This window comes from Bilophila sp. 4_1_30, from assembly GCF_000224655.1.
GTDB classification, from domain to species: Bacteria; Desulfobacterota; Desulfovibrionia; order Desulfovibrionales; family Desulfovibrionaceae; genus Bilophila; species Bilophila wadsworthia.
Genome location: NZ_JH114231.1, coordinates 140686 through 158389, shown reverse-complemented (window position 1 = coordinate 158389; position 17704 = coordinate 140686). Strand labels below are relative to the sequence as shown.

Sequence of the window (17704 nt, the reverse complement as noted above, 5' to 3'; positions counted from 1 at the left end):
CGGCAAAGGTCGACAAAATCCTGTTCACCCCCTCCTACCCCTACTACGACCTGCGCGTGCTCCCCATCACGGAAGGGGGCAAACCATCCCGACGGCACAGGTACGCCTACAACGTGCTGGATGTAACACCATACGAAGGCGACGAATGACCCCAAACGAAAGGCGGCTCACACTGATGTGGGTCGCCTTTTTTCTTTGGGTGTTGTGGATAGTATGCAGGGGCGCGGCTGCATGAACAACGCGCGGGAGAAGGAAGGATGAACAGAGAAAACAGCACAGAACCCATCATATTAGATTTGGGGGTGGCATAATGCTTGGGCACACCCATATTCCCCCATTTATCCCGCGCGAAAACATGAGGCATGTCGTATCTGTCTCTGGCGGAAAGGACAGCGGCGCAACTTATCTTCACGCTTTGGAACTGCTTGACGGCGATTTCCTTGCCGTCTGCGCTGACACGGGCAATGAGCACCCTGAAACTCTTGAGTATGTGGCCCGTCTGCATGAACGCACCGGAGGGCCGAAAGTTCAGATCATCAAGGCTGATTTCACTGTGGACCTGGCCCGCAAGAAGCGCTTTTTGGAATCTGGGAAGGCCGTCGCCAGAACAAAAAATCCATGGCCGCAAGAACGTGTTGATTCTGCACTCGCACATGGACTTGAAGCTACCGGGGTGCCTTTCCTTGACTTGTGCCGCTCCAAAGGCATGTTCCCCAGCCGAATCCCAGCGTTTTGCTCTCAGCGGCTGAAGCGGCTTCCCCTGCTCATGGTACAACATCCTCTGATTGACGAAGGCTATAACGTCTTTAGCTGGCAGGGTATCCGCAGCGAAGAATCCCTCAAGAGGTCATGCTACCCTATGTGGGAGCAATCGCCCGATTCCGAAGGTTTGACCATTTACCGTCCGCTTATGGGGTGGACATTGAAGGATGTGGTCGCCATTCACCAGCGGCATGGCCTCAATCTGAACCCTTTGTATGGCATGGGATTTGAGCGCGTTGGGTGCCTACCCTGCATCAATTCCTCAAAAAACGACATCCGTATTACCGCACAGCTTTTCCCGTGGGCGATTGAAAAGATCCGTCACTGGGAAGAGGAAGTTCGGGCGGTGTCACGCTTGCGCCGCGCTACATTTTTTCATGCCGCAACTACTCCGGGAAGTTCTGGCCCGGCGCAGATCGACGAAGTCGTACTCTGGTCAAAAACCCTTCGAGGAGGAAAGCAGTACGATATACGGTCCCTGATGGAACCGTCCACCTCCGATGTTTGTATCTACGCGGGAGGGCTATGTGAATGAGAAACCGCACGCAGGGCCGTGGAGGGCTAAATGAACTCAACGCCACAAATTCTTGATCCCTGTTGCGGTGGAAAAATGCTTTGGTTCAATAAAAATGATCGCCGTGCTGTATTTTGTGACCGCAGACGAGAAAAGCATATACTTTGTGACGGAAGGGTTTTTGAAGTGAATCCAGATACGGTATGCGATTTTCGCAAGTTACCTTTTCCTGACGAATCCTTTTTTCTTATTTGCTTCGATCCTCCACACCTCTTGCAAGCGGGAGAAACGTCTTGGATAAAGAAAAAATATGGAAGCCTTAATAGGCTAACGTGGAGCGAAGACTTATCGAAGGGATTTGACGAGTGCTGGAGAGTTTTGAAACCGGGCGGAACTTTGATTTTCAAATGGAACGAAACACAAATCAGCTTGCGCGAGGTGCTTTCCTGCTTTTCAAGACGCCCAGTTTTTGGACATACGACAACGAAACGCCGAGACACACACTGGATGACTTTTTACAAGGACGCAGCGCTCAAGGCCGTGGAGGAAGGAAAATGAACGAGGACGCCTTGTTCACAGCAAGACTCATCAGAACTGCGATGGGACATCTTGGCGTTTCTCAGTCTGAGCTGGCAAAGTATCTGAAAAGTCGGGGACGGACTTCTGAACTGCTGACAGGCAAGAGATGCCCCTCAAAGGCAGAAATCGCGATACTACGTGAACTTCTGGGACTCAGCGCGGATATTTTGATTCCGCGTGTACATTTGGAGGAAGCATGTCCGAAGAACTGACCTTGCTCCAAAAACTTATGACTTCTAAGCCGCCTACACGGCGGATAACTCCCCTTCGCGCTTGAACTCAATCCACGCTCGCTTCTAAGCCGCCTACACGGCGGATAACTCGCAGGTGCCAATCGAGTGCCCATGCCAGTACTTCTAAGCCGCCTACACGGCGGATAACCTACATCGTCGCCGCGTGCAACGCCGTGCCGACTTCTAAGCCGCCTACACGGCGGATAACGTTTCGTCATGCGTTCCTTTCCCGTGACGACACTTCTAAGCCGCCTACACGGCGGATAACCTTGCGCTCCCCGGTGAGCACGGGATGGCTACCTTCTAAGCCGCCTACACGGCGGATAACTGGCTCCTCCAATGCTGACGCTGCTTCTGATTCTTCTAAGCCGCCTACACGGCGGATAACCATTGCCTGTGCATGATGCGCGCGATGCGTTGCTTCTAAGCCGCCTACACGGCGGATAACTTCCGCGTCGCATCCGATGGAGTCCATCGTGACTTCTAAGCCGCCTACACGGCGGATAACGATCCCGATCGGTATTTCGGAAGCGTCGAGACCTTCTAAGCCGCCTACACGGCGGATAACATCCCGGAGGGCCTTCTCGCCTTCGCGCTTGACTTCTAAGCCGCCTACACGGCGGATAACCCGTCCGCTTCGGGGAAACCTTGCGACGGAGCCTTCTAAGCCGCCTACACGGCGGATAACGGGAGACTCTCGGCTTGCATCTCGCGCTGACTCTTCTAAGCCGCCTACACGGCGGATAACTGCCGCCGGAACAGGCCGTTGTCATACCGGATCTTCTAAGCCGCCTACACGGCGGATAACCGGTCCGGCGGGCATCCGGCTTCCCCTTGATTCTTCTAAGCCGCCTACACGGCGGATAACTCCGACGGGGACGAACCGGGGGACGTGTTTGTCTTCTAAGCCGCCTACACGGCGGATAACGCTGGCCTTGGCCTGTACCGCGCTCTTGTGGTCTTCTAAGCCGCCTACACGGCGGATAACTAGAGGCTTTTACAAAAGTATCTCTGCTTTTCAGTAGGTTACACCTGAAAAGACTTCAGAAACTTCACTTTTCCTCTCTATTTGTAACTACCTTATTCTCAATCTCTTTTTTAGACAACTTTTTTATGAAGCCAAAGGAAGCCCCTCACTAATGTCCGGGGCTTTCCCCTTTTTCTGGAGAAACGACATGCGAAGACCCATCAACCCCGTAATCCCGTACCCGCACGAGGCCATCCAGCACACCCGCTGTGTTCTGGCCCTGTCCATGATTACCGTGGCGCTATCCCTTCTCAAGCCCGAAACGCTTCCTCAGCTTGGCGACCTTGGCAGACAAGTCAAGAAGGTCGACCGCTGGATCGAACGGTGTAGCGATGATGTCCAGCGCAGGCTGTCTGCTGGCGCAAAGCGAGATCTCGACAGGAGGTTCCATATCCTCGCGGAACACGTCGATTCTGCACTCGCTGAAAGCGGATGAAAACGGAGCTATTGAAAACCCAAAGGGTTCCTTACGACTATCAAGCAAATCACAGAACGCCTGAACCCTATAGAACAATATATTTCACTCCCATATATACAAAATCCCGGTATGCTTTTTGACCGGGATTTTTCTTTTTTACCTGATAATTGGAGAAAAAAATGGAAGACAGACTCCTTCGCTTGAAAGAGGTACTTGAGGTCATCCCCGTTTCACGGGCGACATGGTATCGAGGCGTCTGGGCGGGATTCTATCCTCAGCCGGAAAAACATGGCCGCTCTTCCCTCTGGCGGATGTCCGCCTTGCAAAAAGTCATCACAGGGAATCAAGAAAATCAGCCCACGCCTGCATCATCTGCCGACGCTCGGTGATGTATTCCGCCCGATTATACGCGGAACGGACCTTGTTTTTATCAACGTGTGCGAGCTGGCGTTCGATAACATCCGAGCGCCAGCCCATTTCGTTGAGCAAGGTGGATGCCATGCTGCGGAATCCATGCGCGGTCATCTCCCCGGCAAACCCCATTGATTGGAGCGCGCACCGGACTGTATTCTCACTGATCGGGCGTCGCCGCCTCCCCTGCCCCGTAAAGATGTAAGGCTGCGTCCCATTGACGCGCCGCATCTCCTCCAGCACAGCAATGGCCTGCCGCGACAGCGGAACCATATGCTCCCGCCGCATCTTCATCCTCTCGGCTGGTATCAGCCACATCCTCTCTTCCCAATCGATCTCATCCCATGTAGCAAAACGTAATTCGCCCTGCCGCACAAACGTCAGGGCCGTGAAACGCACCGCCGCACACACCACAAAGCTGCCCTGATACGCATCGAGGGCACGCATCACAGCACGCGCACCGTCTTTCGTGGTCAGGGCGGCATGGTGCTTCTCCTGTGCCGGAGCCAGCGCCCCGCACAAATCCCGGCAGGGATCGCTCTTGGCTTTTCCCGTGGCCACTGCCCTTCGGAAAATCTGCGAGCAAATCCCCAAAACCCGATTTGCCGTCTCAATGACACCCCGCTTCTCCAATGATGTCAGGATACCCATGATCTCGATGGGGGTTATCTCCGACAGTGAGCGTTTGCCCAAGCGTGGGATCAAGTATTCGTCAATCCTGCGCCGCACCAGCCCCTTGTAGTGCTCCGACCACGGCACAGAGTACAGGGAGTACCACTCCTCCGCCATCGCCGCAAAAGAGTTCTCCGCCGCGCGGCTCTCAACCTTCTCTTCCTTGCGGGCCTGTGAAGGATCCACCCCGGATACAAGCAGCTCCTTCGCTGCTGCCCGCCTGTCACGGGCCAGCTTCAGGGGGACTTCGGGGTATATTCCAAAACTCAGAAGCTTTTCCTTTCCGTTCCACCGATAGCGCCATCTCCACCTCTTTGATCCGGTCGGCGCAACCTCTATGTAAAGCCCCTCTGAATCGTATATCTTGTAGGGCTTATCCGTGACCTTAGCCTGTTTGATTTTTGTGTCTGTCAGCATAGGGAACTCTGGGGTATGTGGGGTATCCAACTGGGGTATGGATTCCCCACTTGGTGAAGATACCCTCGAATATACCCCAAAAAAGAGTGAGCTGACAAAAGATAATATGAGACGATATGAGACTTCGTGAGACGAAAGAGAGGGGAAAAAGTAAAGGCTCCTGAGACGTTATGAGTCGTCAGGAGCCTTCATGAGATACAAATATGGCGGAGAGGGAGGGATTCGAACCCTCGATACAGTTTTATCCGTATACCCGCTTAGCAGGCGAGCGCCTTCGGCCGTCTCGGCCACCTCTCCGTGGAAATGACGTTCAATGCGTCGTTTCGTGGATTCTTCTAGCGATTCTTCCCGTACCTGTCAACCGTTTTTTCGATTTTATCGTCCCCGGCGATCAATCAAAAATGCCGGGAAGCTCTACCATGATAGAATAACTCTTGTCGTAACCATCGTAATTATACCGGCCTATAATGCGGTAACATTGCGCCGAATAGGCAATATCAATACTTTGATCGTAGGTTTTTCCGAATGTTCCACCTTGGCGCATATTGCGATAGTCATCAAACCTGATAGACCACTCAGGTGTTAAATTAATCGTCAAGTCATTGTGGATAAGCCGCAAATCCGAAGTAAGCTGGACATTGTTCCAGTTTTCGTACTGGAATTTTTTTCTGTAATCATAATACTTATCACGGAAGCTCATACCGGTGTACCATGATATCTTATCCTTGTACCGCAGGTTGATATCATGATCATGGCGTGTAACTTGTCCATCATACGCCGAGAAATACGTTTTATCATGATACCCGAGCCACGGCCAAGGATAGATCTCGAAATCCGAAACGATATCCATAAATGGCCTGCGCCCATATTCATCCCGATACCGATCCCGGCGGGCCTCTTCAAAGTCGTAGCCGCTCTCTATCCGCCAGCGCAAAAGATCCTGATAAAAAGTACTGCGCCGGGCTTCCTGCTTGTCCCCCTCTCCGGTTACCGAAACAATGGAACCCTTTCGCGTTACAATATTGGTGATGGAGTATGTCAGTTCATCCCGGGGCAGGATTCTGTCCTCCATTAAATAGAAAGGATTCTTTTCTTGATCAACATGCGGCGTGCGGGAATACCGGATACGCGGCTGGATTTCGTGACGAACCGCCGTCCACATTTGCTTTCCGGCGTTTTCAGGTTTGAGCGGAATGCTCGATTCGTCTCCAATTTGCCAGATGCGGCTGGCCTCCGTGTACCCTTGGATGTCCATATCGATCATGGTACGGGATTCGCCTGTCTGACGTGGGGAAGCCGAATTGTCCATGTACATGGCCAATGGGCTGGTATGCTCCTTGCGATCCGTATTGTAGTAGGTCTGACGGAGCCCGACCGTACCGATGACGGAACCAAAGCCAAAATCCAGAGGAACAGAGAGCTTGGGATAGATTTCCGTACGCCCGCCCGTTGTTCCCGAAGCACGGTACATATATCCGGACTGGAACTGCGCTTCCAGTTCCAAGGGAATCTGCGGAACGATTCTGCCCTTATACAGGAACAAATCGAGCTGCGGCAGGCGCTGGACCAGTTCATCCTGGCTTTGCGCCCTGTTCCCGTGGCCGAGGGCAGGATCCTGCTCATACCGCATACTGGCGACGATGCCCACGCGCTGCCAATCATTGCTCACCAAAGCGGCGCTCACGCGGTTTTGATCATCTTCCTGCAAATCACGCCCAAACATCCTGAACAAATTGTCACGGGTCCTGTCAAAGCCTGTAGGCCCTTGGTTGAACTCACGAAGAAAGTCCTGATCCGAAACATAATCGATATTGGAGCGGTAACGCCACGTGGAAGCCCCAAGGAATCCGTCGGCCATTCCGCGCAACCAGTACCGATCGTTGTTGGTACGCAGCGTTTGCTTATTTTCGCTTACCCGGCTCGTCCCTGGAATCGCCACGGTATCCTTATCGTAGATGCCGGTGGCGGCGAGCCATGTCTTTTGATCCGTAAATTCGTTCGCCCGATATTCGACACTGAGCGACGGCCCGATCTTCGTCATCCAGCCACCGTAGAACGTCATATCATGGCTTTCATCAATGGCCCAGAAATACGGCTGGGTATAATAAAAACCACGCTTATCGCTGATGCCGTAGTCTGGCGGCAACAACCCGGACTGGCGAGTTGTCTTTGCCGGCAATACCATGAAGGGGCTGTAAAAGATTCCCGTATTTTTTACGTCAAAAGTCGAGTGGAAAAGTTGGGCATAGCCGTCAATCTCCACGACGGCCTGCTCGGCATTCATTGACCACGCGGGACTGGTTCCGTCGCAGGTCGTCACTTTTGCCTTGTTGAAGGTATAGCGATCACCCCAATGCTTGATGATCCGCGAGCCGCTGAAATAAATGTGCGGCCCCTCCATGAAAACATGGCCATTCGTCAGCCAGCCGGTTTTGGAGTGCAGATCAAACTCGGCTTCATCTGAATGGATGTCGTCCTTGCCCATGCGGACGAACACGTTGCCTTTCAGATAAACCCAGTTTGTCGCGGAATAGTACCGGGCGAAATCAGCTTTCAGGATGTCGTTTCCCCGCTGAAGGACAACCCCGCCCTGCGCCTCAACGATGGTATTGTCGCTGAGCGTGACCAGTTTGTCCGCCTCAAGATTCCACGAAGCCTCCTTCGTGTCTTCCATCGGTATGGTGAGCACATCCGTAGCGGCATACGAATGGACCGGCGAACAAAGAAAAAGCGCCAGCAGAGCTATGGGCGCGCAAACCGTTTTTGTCACAAGCCGGAACATTCCGCGAGGCAGGGGCACAATCATGGGCACGGTAAACTTCCTGTTGCATCCAGCGTTCGGACGCACTATAAAAATGCTCCGCACAGGAGCGTGTTTAAAAGGATAACTCCGCAGCAACGTTTCTTTTGTATCACTCGAACCAATTGCCGGACGCTATCCCGAAGCCTCTCAACGTCTGCCTCCCTCGCGGGGGTGCCTTTTGAAAAACAACGCGGCTTCATGCTCTGGTTCGTGCGGAGTGTACTCTAGCCCATTTTTCAAACAAAAAAAACCCTCGGTTATTCCCCGCCGCCGGGGGGCGGCGAAAAAAAGAGGATCCTTTTTCCGATTCATCCATAACTTTTCCGCGATACGAAATGGGGGATGTTTCCACGCCCGTTTACCGTCCAGAATCCTTGTCCCTGTTTTTTCACCAGCAAAGCGCTTGAGCGTGGAGGTCCCATGTTTTTGAGCAGTGCCATCATCACCGTCCACCTTGAAAACCTTCGGCATAACCTGAAAACATTGCTGGACCGCCACCCTTCTCTCATGCCGGTCATCAAGGCCGACGCCTACGGGCACGGCGTCGTCGCCGTCGCGCGCGTACTGGCGGAAGAGGGGATACAGCATATGGCGGTGGGTTCCGTGGGGGAAGGCGCACTGCTCAGGCAGGAGGGGCATACGGCTTTCCTGCTCGCCCTGATGGGACTGGCAAGGGATGAAGACACGGCTCTCGCCGCAAGCTACGATATCACGCCGCTGGTCCATAGCCGGGAAAGCCTTGAGCGGATCCTTGCGCAAAGCCATCTGACGGGACGGGCGAAGCCGTTGACGGTTGCCATCAAGTTCGATACCGGCATGTCCCGGCTGGGATTCCGCGTGGATGAAGCGGCTGAGCTGGCCGATTATCTGCGTACGCTCAAGGAAGTGCGGCCCGTGCTGGTCATGTCGCACCTCGCCGCTTCGGATACTCCGGCACTCGATGATTTCACCCACGAACAGGCGCGCCGCTTCCACGAAGCGACGGAAAGCATGAAGGCCGTTTTCCCGGACCTCAAAACATCCCTGACAAACTCTCCGGGCCTCCTCTGCTGGCCGAGCTACGTCGGCGATCTGGCCAGACCCGGCGTCACGCTCTACGGAGGAAATCCGCTTCACGGCACGGACAGGGCCAAGCTGGGCATGGGCCTGCTTCCCGTCATGGAGATGGCGGCTCCCGTGCTTTCCGTCCACCCCGTCGTGAAAGGTGCCACGGTCAGCTACGGCTGCCTGTACACCGCCCCCAAAGACATCAGGGTAGCCGTCGTCGGAGCTGGCTATGCCGACGGCTACCCGCGTTCGCTGTCCATGCGCGGGTCGGTCCTGATCCGGGGACAGCGCGCCCCTATCCTTGGGCGGGTGTGTATGCAGATGTGCATCGTCGACGTGACCGATATCCCGGGCGTCGAACCCGGCGATACGGCTTACCTGCTGGGGGGCTCGGGCCCGCTGGCCATCCGGCCCGAGGAACTTGCCGAATGGTGGGGGACCATTTCTTATGAGGTATTCTGTGCGCTAGGCCGCAACCGCCGCGTAAGCGAAAAAAAGTTCAGCGAATACAGTAACCGGCGGGCCTAAGCTTCAGTTTCTGGTGCGGCAGGGCTCCCCGCCGCACCGTTCAGCGCTGGCAGCAATAGCCGCCTTCCACACCTTCCGGGCTCAGCACGATTTGCCAGAGCTGGATGTCGCGCGCCCGGAAAGCGCCCGCGCAGCTTAAAAGATAGTACCGGTACATGCGGCGTACGCGCTCGCTGCACTGGAAAGCGCCTTCCGCATAGCCTTCCTCAAAGCGCTGGTGCCATGCCATGAGCGTCTTGTCGTAATCGGCGCCGAAGTTGTGCCAGTCTTCCATGACATAAAGCCCGGTGATGGCCTTTGCGACGCAAACGGGAGAGGGAAGCATCCCGTTGGGGAAGATATATTTATTGATCCACGGATCGGTTCCCGTCTTCTTCTTGCTGTTGCCGATGGTATGCAGCAGGAACAGCCCCGAAGGTTTCAGCAGCCGTTTGGTCGTCTTCATGAAAATATCGTAATTTTTCCGTCCCACGTGCTCGAACATCCCCACGGAGACGATGCGATCGAACTGCCCTTCCATCGAACGGTAATCTTGCAGCAGCCAGTTGACGAGATGCCCGGCATCGTGTTCCCGGGCATAGGCCAGCTGTTCCGTGGAAATCGTGACCCCGGTGACCTTCACCCCGTATTCTCTGGCCATATATAAGGAAAGGCCACCCCAGCCGCACCCGATGTCAAGCACGGACATCCCTTCCTTGAGATCCAGCTTCCGGCAAATCAGATCCATCTTGTTGCGCTGCGCCTCGTCCAGCGTCTCGGCATCCTTCCAATACCCGCAACTGTAATTCATCGTAGGCCCCAGCATACGTGCGAACATGGCGTTGTCCGTATTGTAATGCTGTTCCGCGACCATTGGGGCTCTGGCTACGCTTTGCAGGTTGAACAGGAGCTGGCTCGCCACGATCAGCGCGTTGGGCAGGTTGCGCCGTACCTTATCCTCCAGATGCGCGTGAAGGGCCTTACAAAACATCACATCCAGCTGGTCGCAGTCCCACCAGCCCTCGAGATAGGCCTCGCCCGCTCCGAGCGTCCCCTCCCGAAGCACCCGTTTATACAGGCCTTCATTATGAACCCGGATATCCCAGGGACGGTCTCCCCCAACCCGGATATCCGCCTCAGCAAGCATCGAAGTCAAAACGGCTTTTGCATCCATGACTAACCTCCGAAAATATCGCCTTCACACCCCTTCCCGGAGTAAAGGCGGCTTTCCATGATGCACCACGGAATACCCTTTTCTTCAATTATTAGTTGGCGCTAGAATCATTCAACCATAAAAACCTCCTCCATGCGGAGGGACACGAAAAAGCCAAAAAATCCCCACTATTCGGAGAGGCTGTGCGGGCGGCTGAGCCCCTGCCGCCATGATCAAAAAAGAGAAGACGGACAATCCGCCTCCTCTTTATTGTAAGACTGCAACCGCCCTTCGCAAGGGAGATTATTCGTCGTCATCCCCGCCGGTCTTCTCGGGCAGCTTTCCGATGCGCTTCAAGAACTCGTCGCGGCAGTCGTAGCTGCAAAAACGGTGAACCGTCTTGCCGTCCCGAACGGTGATGTTGCTGTCGGAGTCAATATAGGCTCCGCAAACCGGGTCTTTGACCATCTCCCCGGTAGCGATAAGATGTTCCTTTTCCTTCTTGGTATCCTCGCCGCTCTTTTTGCGGTCGTTCATGAACATGCGATACAGGGCATAGCCCACAAGGATGAGGATCAACCATTTCCACATGGTTCAACTCCAGCATTGCCGTTACTGGCGGATGCGGTTCCCTTCCACGGCATGAGCGAGGGAACGCAACGCCTCTCCGGGAGTCCGTCCGTCGGAGAGGAGCAGATTCGGTTCGATATCCCGCAGAGGGACAAGCACAAAAGCCCGTTCCGACATGCGAGGATGGGGCAGAGCCAGATGCGGCGTATCCCAGCGCTCCTGATCAAACAACAAGAGATCCAGATCGATAACGCGCGGGCCGAACCGCATCGCCGGGTCCGACGTCTCCCGGACGCGGCCCAACCTCTTTTCCACATCAAGCAGCATATCCAAAAAATCGGGGGCTGTCATGTCTAAAGCGCAGGATACCTTGAGAACCTGATTGGCGAACCAGGGCTGGTCGCGCATATCCTGCGGCTCCGTAAAATACACGGGCGACGACGCCTCGATTTTCCAGCCCGGCAGGGACCCCAAAACCTCACGCGCCCGGGCCAGATTCGTTTCCGGTTCGCCCATATTGGAACCCATGCACACATACGCCATATGCCGCTCATTCATCATATCACTCCAAAAGCCGCGACCGGTTTGCGATTCCCCATGCTCTGGTGTATTCTGCGAACATGAAGACGACCACGCGAATCCATGCATCTCCCGTTTCCGACAAGAACGGGCAGTGCCCCGATACTCCGGCAGGTTTTCCCGCCAGACTGGCTTCCCGCTGGCTTGATGGACTCATAGCCGAACGGGGGCTCTCGCGCAACACCGTCGCCGCCTACAGGCAAGATCTGGACGCGCTCCGGGACTTCCTCGACGAGCTGGAAACGCCCCTCAGCGGCCTAGACGACGAAAACATCACGCTGTTCATCGCTTGGCTGCGCAAACGCGGCGACGCGACCCGCACGCTCGCGCGGCGCATTTCGTCCCTGCGCAGTTTCCTCGCATGGTGCGTCGAACGGGGGGAGCTGGCCTCCAACCCGGCCGCCCTCATCGACACGCCCAAGCTCCCCTCCCTCCTGCCCGACGTGCTGACGCAGGATGAGATCATCCGTCTGCTCAACGCGCCGGACGCCACCAGCAAGCTCGGGCTCCGGGATCGGGCCATGCTGGAACTGCTGTACGCCGCGGGTATGCGCGTTTCCGAACTCATCGAACTGCAACCCATCGATCTGGATCTCCAGCGGGGCGTCGTGCGCATTTTCGGCAAGGGAAGCAAGGAGCGCCTTGTCCCCCTGCATGACGCGGCGGTCATGCGCATGGCCGAATACCTCAAAATCGTGCGCCCCCTCTTTACTCCCATTGAAGACCGGGTGTTCCTCAACCGTTCCGGCAACGGCCTCTCCCGGCAGGGCGTCTGGAAGCTGGTCAAACGCTACGCGCTGGAGGCTGGCATCCGAAAACCCATTTCCCCGCACACGTTCCGGCACTCCTTCGCCACCCACCTGCTGGAAGGCGGAGCGGATCTCCGTTCCGTGCAGATCCTCCTCGGCCATGCGGACATGAGCGCCACGGAGCTCTACACGCACGTCCAGTCCGAACGCCTGCTCCAGATCCACAGGAAATACCATCCCCGGTCCCAGCACGCCGAGTCCGGCCCGGATGACGCCTCCTCTCCCGAAGACGACCTGTCGTAAGCTGCATAAGGAAACCGCATGAAACCTTCCCTGGCCTCCGCCCCCACCGTCATCACCTGCCACAGCAACGCCGACTGGGATGCCCTGTCTTCGATGATCGGCATGTCCATGATCTACCCCGACAGCATCATGATCTTCCCGGGCAGCATGGAAAAGCCGCTGAACCAGTTTTTCAACGAAACCGCCGTGTTTCTGTATACCTTCAAAAATATAAAAGAGATCGATCACGCCAGCGTGAAGCGCGTCGTCGTCGTGGACACGCAGATCCGTTCCCGCGTGCCGCAGGTGCAGGAGCTGCTTGATCTTCCCGGCGTGGAGGTGGAGGTATGGGATCACCACCCCACTCCCACCCCCTACTCCGGCGAAAAGAGCAAGGTCATCAATGCCGACGTGACGCACATCGGGACCACGGGCTCCACCTGCACGCTTATCTGCCAAGCCTTGCAGGAACGGGGCATCACCCCGGCCTGTCAGGAAGCCACCTTTCTCGGGCTCGGCATCTACGGCGACACGGGCGCGTTTACCTACACGTCCACCAAACCGGAAGACTTCCTCGCGGGGGCGTGGCTGCGCCAGCACGGCATGGATCTGCCCTTCATCGCGGATCTCGTCCAGACGGGCATGACCAGCGTCCATATCAAGGTTCTCAACGAGCTGCTCGACTCCGCCACCGCGCACGAAATCGGCCCTTACAGCGTGGTCCTCGCCGAAGCGACGCTGGACAGCTTCATGGGCGATTTCGCCTACCTCGCCCAGAAATTTATGGAGATGGAATCCTGCAACGTCCTGTTCGCCCTCGCCAACATGGAGGAAAAGGTACAGGTCGTGGCCCGCAGCCGCGTGGACGCCGTGGACGTCGGCCAGATCTGCAAGGCGCTCGGGGGCGGGGGGCACCGTTTCGCGGCGTCCGCTTCGGTCAAGAGTATCCCCATCCCCGAACTCAAGGACGCCATCTTCCAGCAGTTGTACATGCAGGTGAACCCGAACAAGCAGGCGCGGGATCTCATGTCCTCGCCCGCCGTCGGCATTGAGGACAGGCAGACCATCCGGGAAGCGGAACAGCTCATGAACCGCTACGGCCTCAAGGCCGCTCCCGTCTTCCGGGCGGGGACGCGCCATTGCATCGGCTATATGGAATGCCAGACGGCTTCCAAGGCTATTGCCCACGAACTGGGCGACATGCCGGTTTCCGAATACATGCAGCGCACCATCCTGACGGTCCCGCCGGACGCCCCTCTCCAGCGCCTCATGAAGATCATCGTGGGCGCGCACCAGCGGCTGGTTCCCGTCGTCGAGAAGAACGAGGTTATCGGCGTGGTCACCCGCACCGACCTCATCAACATGTTCGTCGAGGATCCTTCCGGCGTGCCCATCCCGGTCAACACCAGCGCACGCGAACGGAATCTGGCGAAGCTGCTGTCCACCCGGCTCCCGCAGCCCATGCTGCACATGCTGCACAGGGCCGGGGAACTCGGGGACCGCCTGCAGGTCAGCGTCTATGCCGTGGGCGGTTTCGTCCGCGACATCATGCTCAGCCGCCCCGCCGTGGAGTTCGACGACGTCGATCTGGTGGTCGAAGGCGACGGCATCGCCTTTGCCAAGGCGCTGGCGCAGGAACTTGGAGGCCGCGTCCGCGAGCACCGGACCTTCATGACGGCCCTCATCATCTATCATGACGAAAACGGCGAGGAACAACGCCTCGACGTGGCCACGGCGCGCCTCGAATACTATAAATACCCCGCCGCCCTGCCCACCGTGGAGCTCTCTTCCATCAAGATGGATCTGTTCCGCCGCGACTTCACCATCAACGCAATGGCCCTCCGCCTCAACAAGGGGCAGTTCGGCTGCCTCGTCGACTTCTTCGGCGGCCAGAGCGACATCCAGCGCAAGACGATCCGCATCATCCACGCCCTGAGCTTCGTGGAGGATCCCACCCGCATCATCCGGGCCGTGCGCTTTGAGCAGCGGTACGGCTTCCACATCAGCACGCAGGGCGAAAAGCTCATCAAGAACGCCCTGTCCCTGAACCTCGTGGAAAAACTGTCCGGCGCGCGCATCCTGCACGAGCTGAACCTCATCTTCCGCGAGGACGAACCGGAAACCTGCCTGCGCCGCCTCAACGAACTCGGCGTGCTAGCCGCAATCCATCCGAGCCTCGTCCTGAACGCCGACAAGAACGAGCTCCTCGACTCCCTGCGCGAAGTCATCGACTGGTACCGCCTCCTCTATTTCAAGGAAACGCCGGAACTCTCCACCCTGTATCTCATGGCCCTGTGCAGTGCCGTCCCGGCCATCGAGACGGCGGACATCCTGCACCGCCTCGGGCTGACGCCCACGATGCGCGAAGAAATCCTCAGCCTGCGGGAAAGCGTGCGCATGACGCTGGTGGAACTCATCAACTGGCACCGGGATATGCAGAAGAAGGGGCAGGCGGAACAGTCCGTAAGCCGCTTATGCGCCCTGCTTGCTCCCCTGCCCCTCGAAAGCACGCTCTACCTGATGGCCCGCTCCGACAACGAGGAAATCAGCAGCAGCGTTTCCCAGTACATCTACAAATGGCGGCAGATCAAGGTGGACATCAACGGCGACGACCTGCACCGCCTCGGCTTGGAGCCCGGGCCGCAGTTCGGCAGCGTGATGCGCATGGTCCTCGCCGCAAAGCTGGACGGGAAGGCCGAAACGAGAGAAGCGCAGCTGAAACTGGCTGAGGAACTGATCAGGAAAGGATTTCCGGGAAACGGGACGGCGGACGCCGCCCCGAAGAAGCCGCGCTGAGGCCCCCTCCGCAAACGGGAAGGGCTTGCCGTGAGCGCCCTTGCCGTGTAGAAGAGGAAAAACGATTTTCACTCAAGACAAGGAAGCTGTCGTATGACACATCCTCTGTGGGCCCCGTGGCGCATGGACTATATTTTGGGGCCGAAACCGGATTCGTGCGTTCTGTGTCTCCCTCCCGATGATCTTTCCCATGACGAGGAACGGCTCGTCCTGTACCGTGGCAAGACCGCTTTCGTCATCATGAACAAATTTCCGTACAACAACGGGCATATCATGGTGGCTCCCCTGCGGCACGTCATGGATCTGCCGCTTCTGGCGGCGGAGGAATCGACGGAAATCATGGAATTGCTCAAGCAGTGCACGACCATTCTCAGGGAGTTCTTCAAACCGCAGGGCATCAATGTAGGCCTCAACCTCGGCGAAGCCGCCGGAGCGGGCATCCGCGACCACCTGCATTTCCATCTCGTCCCCCGCTGGAATGGCGATTCTTCGTTCATGGCCGTGATGAGTGAAACGCGGGTCATCCCCGATCATCTGGCTTCGACCTATACCAAACTCAAACCCCTTTTCGCCCGGTTGCGCCCGGGCCAACCCGCATGAGGAGAGGTCTATGCGTTACATCAAAGTGCTGCTGCTGGTCATTCTGTTTTTCCTGGTCATGATGTTCTTCGTGCAGAACCAGAGTGCGTTCTCGCAGGCCGTCGCGCTGAAACTCGACCTTCTGTTCCTCCCTCCGGTCGAATCCGCTCCTCTGCCCTTCTACACCCTGCTGATCATCTGTTTCGTCCTTGGCGCCCTGTGTATCCTCGCCATGCTGATGTGGGACCGGGTTTCCCTGTCCGCCAAGCTGACGATGGCCAACATGCGTGCCCGCGGCTTTGAAAAGGACGTCGCCAAGGCCCTCAAGACCAACGAGGCCCTTCAGAAGAAGCTTGACGCCGCCGAAGCCAAGGCCGCCCAGCTCGCCGAAGATGTCGAAAACGCGAAAAAGTCCGCTTCAGCGCTCACCGAACAGGCGTAACCCTTAATCTTTCATAATGCCCACGGATGGTCCCTCGCGGGGCCGTGCGTGGGCATTATTGCAGCATATGAGCCAACAGCCCGCATCTCCCCGCCTTACTCCTATGTTCGAACAGTACCTCCGCATCAAGGAGGGCTATCCTGACGCCCTGCTCTTTTATCGCATGGGCGACTTTTATGAACTTTTTTTCGAGGATGCCGAAGTCGCCTCGCGTGAGCTTCAAATCGCGCTGACTTCGCGCAATCCCAACGCGGAAGCCCCCATTCCCATGTGCGGCGTCCCGTGGCATGCCGCCGAAGGCTACGTCAGCCAGCTCCTGAACAAGGGCTACAAGATCGCCTTCTGCGATCAGGTCGAAGACCCCAGAGCCGCCAAGGGGCTTGTCGAGCGTGCCGTCACCCGCGTCTACACGCCCGGGACCGCCGTTGAGGACGTCAGCCTCGAACCCAAGGGGCATACCTATCTCGGGGCCCTGTTCTGGAGTGCCGACACGGATCGCGGCGGGTTCGCGTGGGTGGACGTCTCCACCGGCTACTGGGCCGGGCTGCATGTCAAAAAGAGTCAGGAACTCTGGCAGTGGGCGCAGAAGATCGCCCCGCGCGAACTCCTGTTGCCGGAAGACGCCGACGTCCCGGCCTCGCTGCACCTTACGGACATTCAGGCCGTTCGCGTCCCGCTGCGGAGCCATTTCGACTACAAGCGTTCCGCCGAGCGCGTCCTTGCCGCCCAGTCCGTCGCCGAACTGGGAGCCTTGGGTCTGGAAGGCCGCAAAGAGCTGGTGCAGGCCTGCGGAGCACTGCTCGCCTACCTGGAACAGACGCAGATGCAGGACACCAAACATCTTGCGCCGTTCGAGCCTCTGGATCTCGGCCAGCACCTCCTCATCGACGACGTTACGGAGCGCAATCTGGAACTGTTCCGCCGCCTCGACGGGCGTAAAGGCGTAGGTACGCTGCGCCATGTGATCGACTCCACGCAGACGCCGATGGGCGGCCGCCTGCTTGAGGAGCGCCTGCGCAACCCTTGGCGCGAGCTTGCGCCCATTCAGGAAACGCAGGATGCCATTGCATGGCTTATCACACATCCCGAAAACAGGAAAAAGCTGCGAGAAACGCTTTCCGGCGTTTATGATCTTGAGCGACTGTCTACCCGTATCGCCCTGAA

14 protein-coding genes, 1 tRNA gene, 1 pseudogene and 1 CRISPR repeat array are annotated in these 17704 nt (G+C 57.1%); of the genes and pseudogenes, 10 read left to right on the top strand and 6 right to left on the bottom strand.

Annotated elements, in window-relative coordinates; translation table 11 throughout:
• Window positions 1–310 precede the first annotated feature (310 nt).
• The 4 genes from HMPREF0178_RS00745 to HMPREF0178_RS00730 all read left to right on the top strand — a co-directional run bounded on the left by HMPREF0178_RS00745 (window position 311) and on the right by HMPREF0178_RS00730 (window position 3551).
• Entirely contained in the window at window positions 311–1297 is a 987-nt protein-coding gene (locus tag HMPREF0178_RS00745; RefSeq protein ID WP_009367984.1) for a phosphoadenosine phosphosulfate reductase family protein, read from the top strand.
• Window positions 1298–1327: 30 nt separating this feature from the next.
• The gene (locus HMPREF0178_RS20730) at window positions 1328–1834 is read left to right on the top strand and encodes an SAM-dependent methyltransferase (RefSeq protein WP_009367983.1); all 507 of its coding nucleotides are present in this window, start codon (window positions 1328–1330) and stop codon (window positions 1832–1834) included.
• Window positions 1831–2067, top strand: a complete 237-nt coding sequence (locus HMPREF0178_RS22945) for a helix-turn-helix domain-containing protein (RefSeq protein ID WP_009367982.1) — start codon at window positions 1831–1833, stop codon at window positions 2065–2067. The genes HMPREF0178_RS20730 and HMPREF0178_RS22945 overlap by 4 nt, the downstream gene beginning before the upstream one ends.
• A gap of 21 nt (window positions 2068–2088) precedes the next feature.
• Window positions 2089–3076: a CRISPR direct-repeat array (repeat unit 28 nt; unit sequence CTTCTAAGCCGCCTACACGGCGGATAAC).
• A 187-nt stretch (window positions 3077–3263) separates the two neighbouring features.
• Window positions 3264–3551, top strand: coding sequence for a hypothetical protein (locus HMPREF0178_RS00730; protein WP_009367980.1), 288 nt, complete (start codon window positions 3264–3266; stop codon window positions 3549–3551).
• 315 nt (window positions 3552–3866) lie between these two features.
• On the opposite strand, the gene HMPREF0178_RS00725 is transcribed toward HMPREF0178_RS00730, so the two are convergent.
• From HMPREF0178_RS00725 to HMPREF0178_RS00715, 3 genes are all read right to left on the bottom strand, one after another.
• Window positions 3867–5063, bottom strand: coding sequence for an integrase arm-type DNA-binding domain-containing protein (locus HMPREF0178_RS00725; RefSeq protein WP_232281154.1), 1197 nt, complete (start codon window positions 5061–5063; stop codon window positions 3867–3869).
• A gap of 174 nt (window positions 5064–5237) precedes the next feature.
• Window positions 5238–5330 (bottom strand) — tRNA-Ser (locus HMPREF0178_RS00720).
• 94 nt (window positions 5331–5424) lie between these two features.
• On the bottom strand, window positions 5425–7839 hold the full coding sequence (locus tag HMPREF0178_RS00715) for an LPS-assembly protein LptD (RefSeq protein WP_232281214.1): 2415 nt from the start codon (window positions 7837–7839) through the stop codon (window positions 5425–5427).
• Between the two features lie 417 nt (window positions 7840–8256).
• On the opposite strand from HMPREF0178_RS00715, the gene alr reads away from it, so the two are divergent.
• Entirely contained in the window at window positions 8257–9411 is a 1155-nt protein-coding gene (alr, locus tag HMPREF0178_RS00710) for an alanine racemase (RefSeq protein WP_009367977.1), read from the top strand.
• Between the two features lie 40 nt (window positions 9412–9451).
• Here alr and cfa read toward each other — a convergent pair whose 3' ends face one another.
• From cfa to folK, 3 genes are all read right to left on the bottom strand, one after another.
• A complete protein-coding gene (cfa, locus tag HMPREF0178_RS00705; RefSeq protein WP_009367976.1) occupies window positions 9452–10564 on the bottom strand; it encodes a cyclopropane fatty acyl phospholipid synthase in 1113 nt (370 codons plus the stop codon).
• A 282-nt stretch (window positions 10565–10846) separates the two neighbouring features.
• The gene (locus HMPREF0178_RS00700; protein ID WP_005027345.1) at window positions 10847–11134 is read right to left on the bottom strand and encodes a hypothetical protein; all 288 of its coding nucleotides are present in this window, start codon (window positions 11132–11134) and stop codon (window positions 10847–10849) included.
• A gap of 21 nt (window positions 11135–11155) precedes the next feature.
• Entirely contained in the window at window positions 11156–11656 is a 501-nt protein-coding gene (folK, locus tag HMPREF0178_RS00695; protein ID WP_232281153.1) for a 2-amino-4-hydroxy-6-hydroxymethyldihydropteridine diphosphokinase, read from the bottom strand.
• A 77-nt stretch (window positions 11657–11733) separates the two neighbouring features.
• On the opposite strand from folK, the gene xerD reads away from it, so the two are divergent.
• The 5 genes and pseudogenes from xerD to HMPREF0178_RS00670 form a co-directional block, all read left to right on the top strand.
• Window positions 11734–12744: a site-specific tyrosine recombinase XerD gene (gene xerD / locus HMPREF0178_RS00690; RefSeq protein ID WP_009367974.1), complete on the top strand. Its 1011-nt coding sequence runs from the start codon at window positions 11734–11736 to the stop codon at window positions 12742–12744.
• A gap of 18 nt (window positions 12745–12762) precedes the next feature.
• Window positions 12763–15519 (top strand): CBS domain-containing protein, encoded by a 2757-nt coding sequence (locus HMPREF0178_RS00685; protein ID WP_009367973.1) that lies wholly within the window; start codon window positions 12763–12765, stop codon window positions 15517–15519.
• Window positions 15520–15612: 93 nt separating this feature from the next.
• Complete coding sequence (locus HMPREF0178_RS00680; RefSeq protein ID WP_005027354.1) at window positions 15613–16119, top strand: HIT domain-containing protein; 507 nt, start codon at window positions 15613–15615, stop codon at window positions 16117–16119.
• Between the two features lie 10 nt (window positions 16120–16129).
• Window positions 16130–16540 (top strand): hypothetical protein, encoded by a 411-nt coding sequence (locus HMPREF0178_RS00675; protein ID WP_009367972.1) that lies wholly within the window; start codon window positions 16130–16132, stop codon window positions 16538–16540.
• Between the two features lie 67 nt (window positions 16541–16607).
• A pseudogene (locus HMPREF0178_RS00670) lies at window positions 16608–17704 on the top strand (DNA mismatch repair protein MutS); the annotation flags it as partial.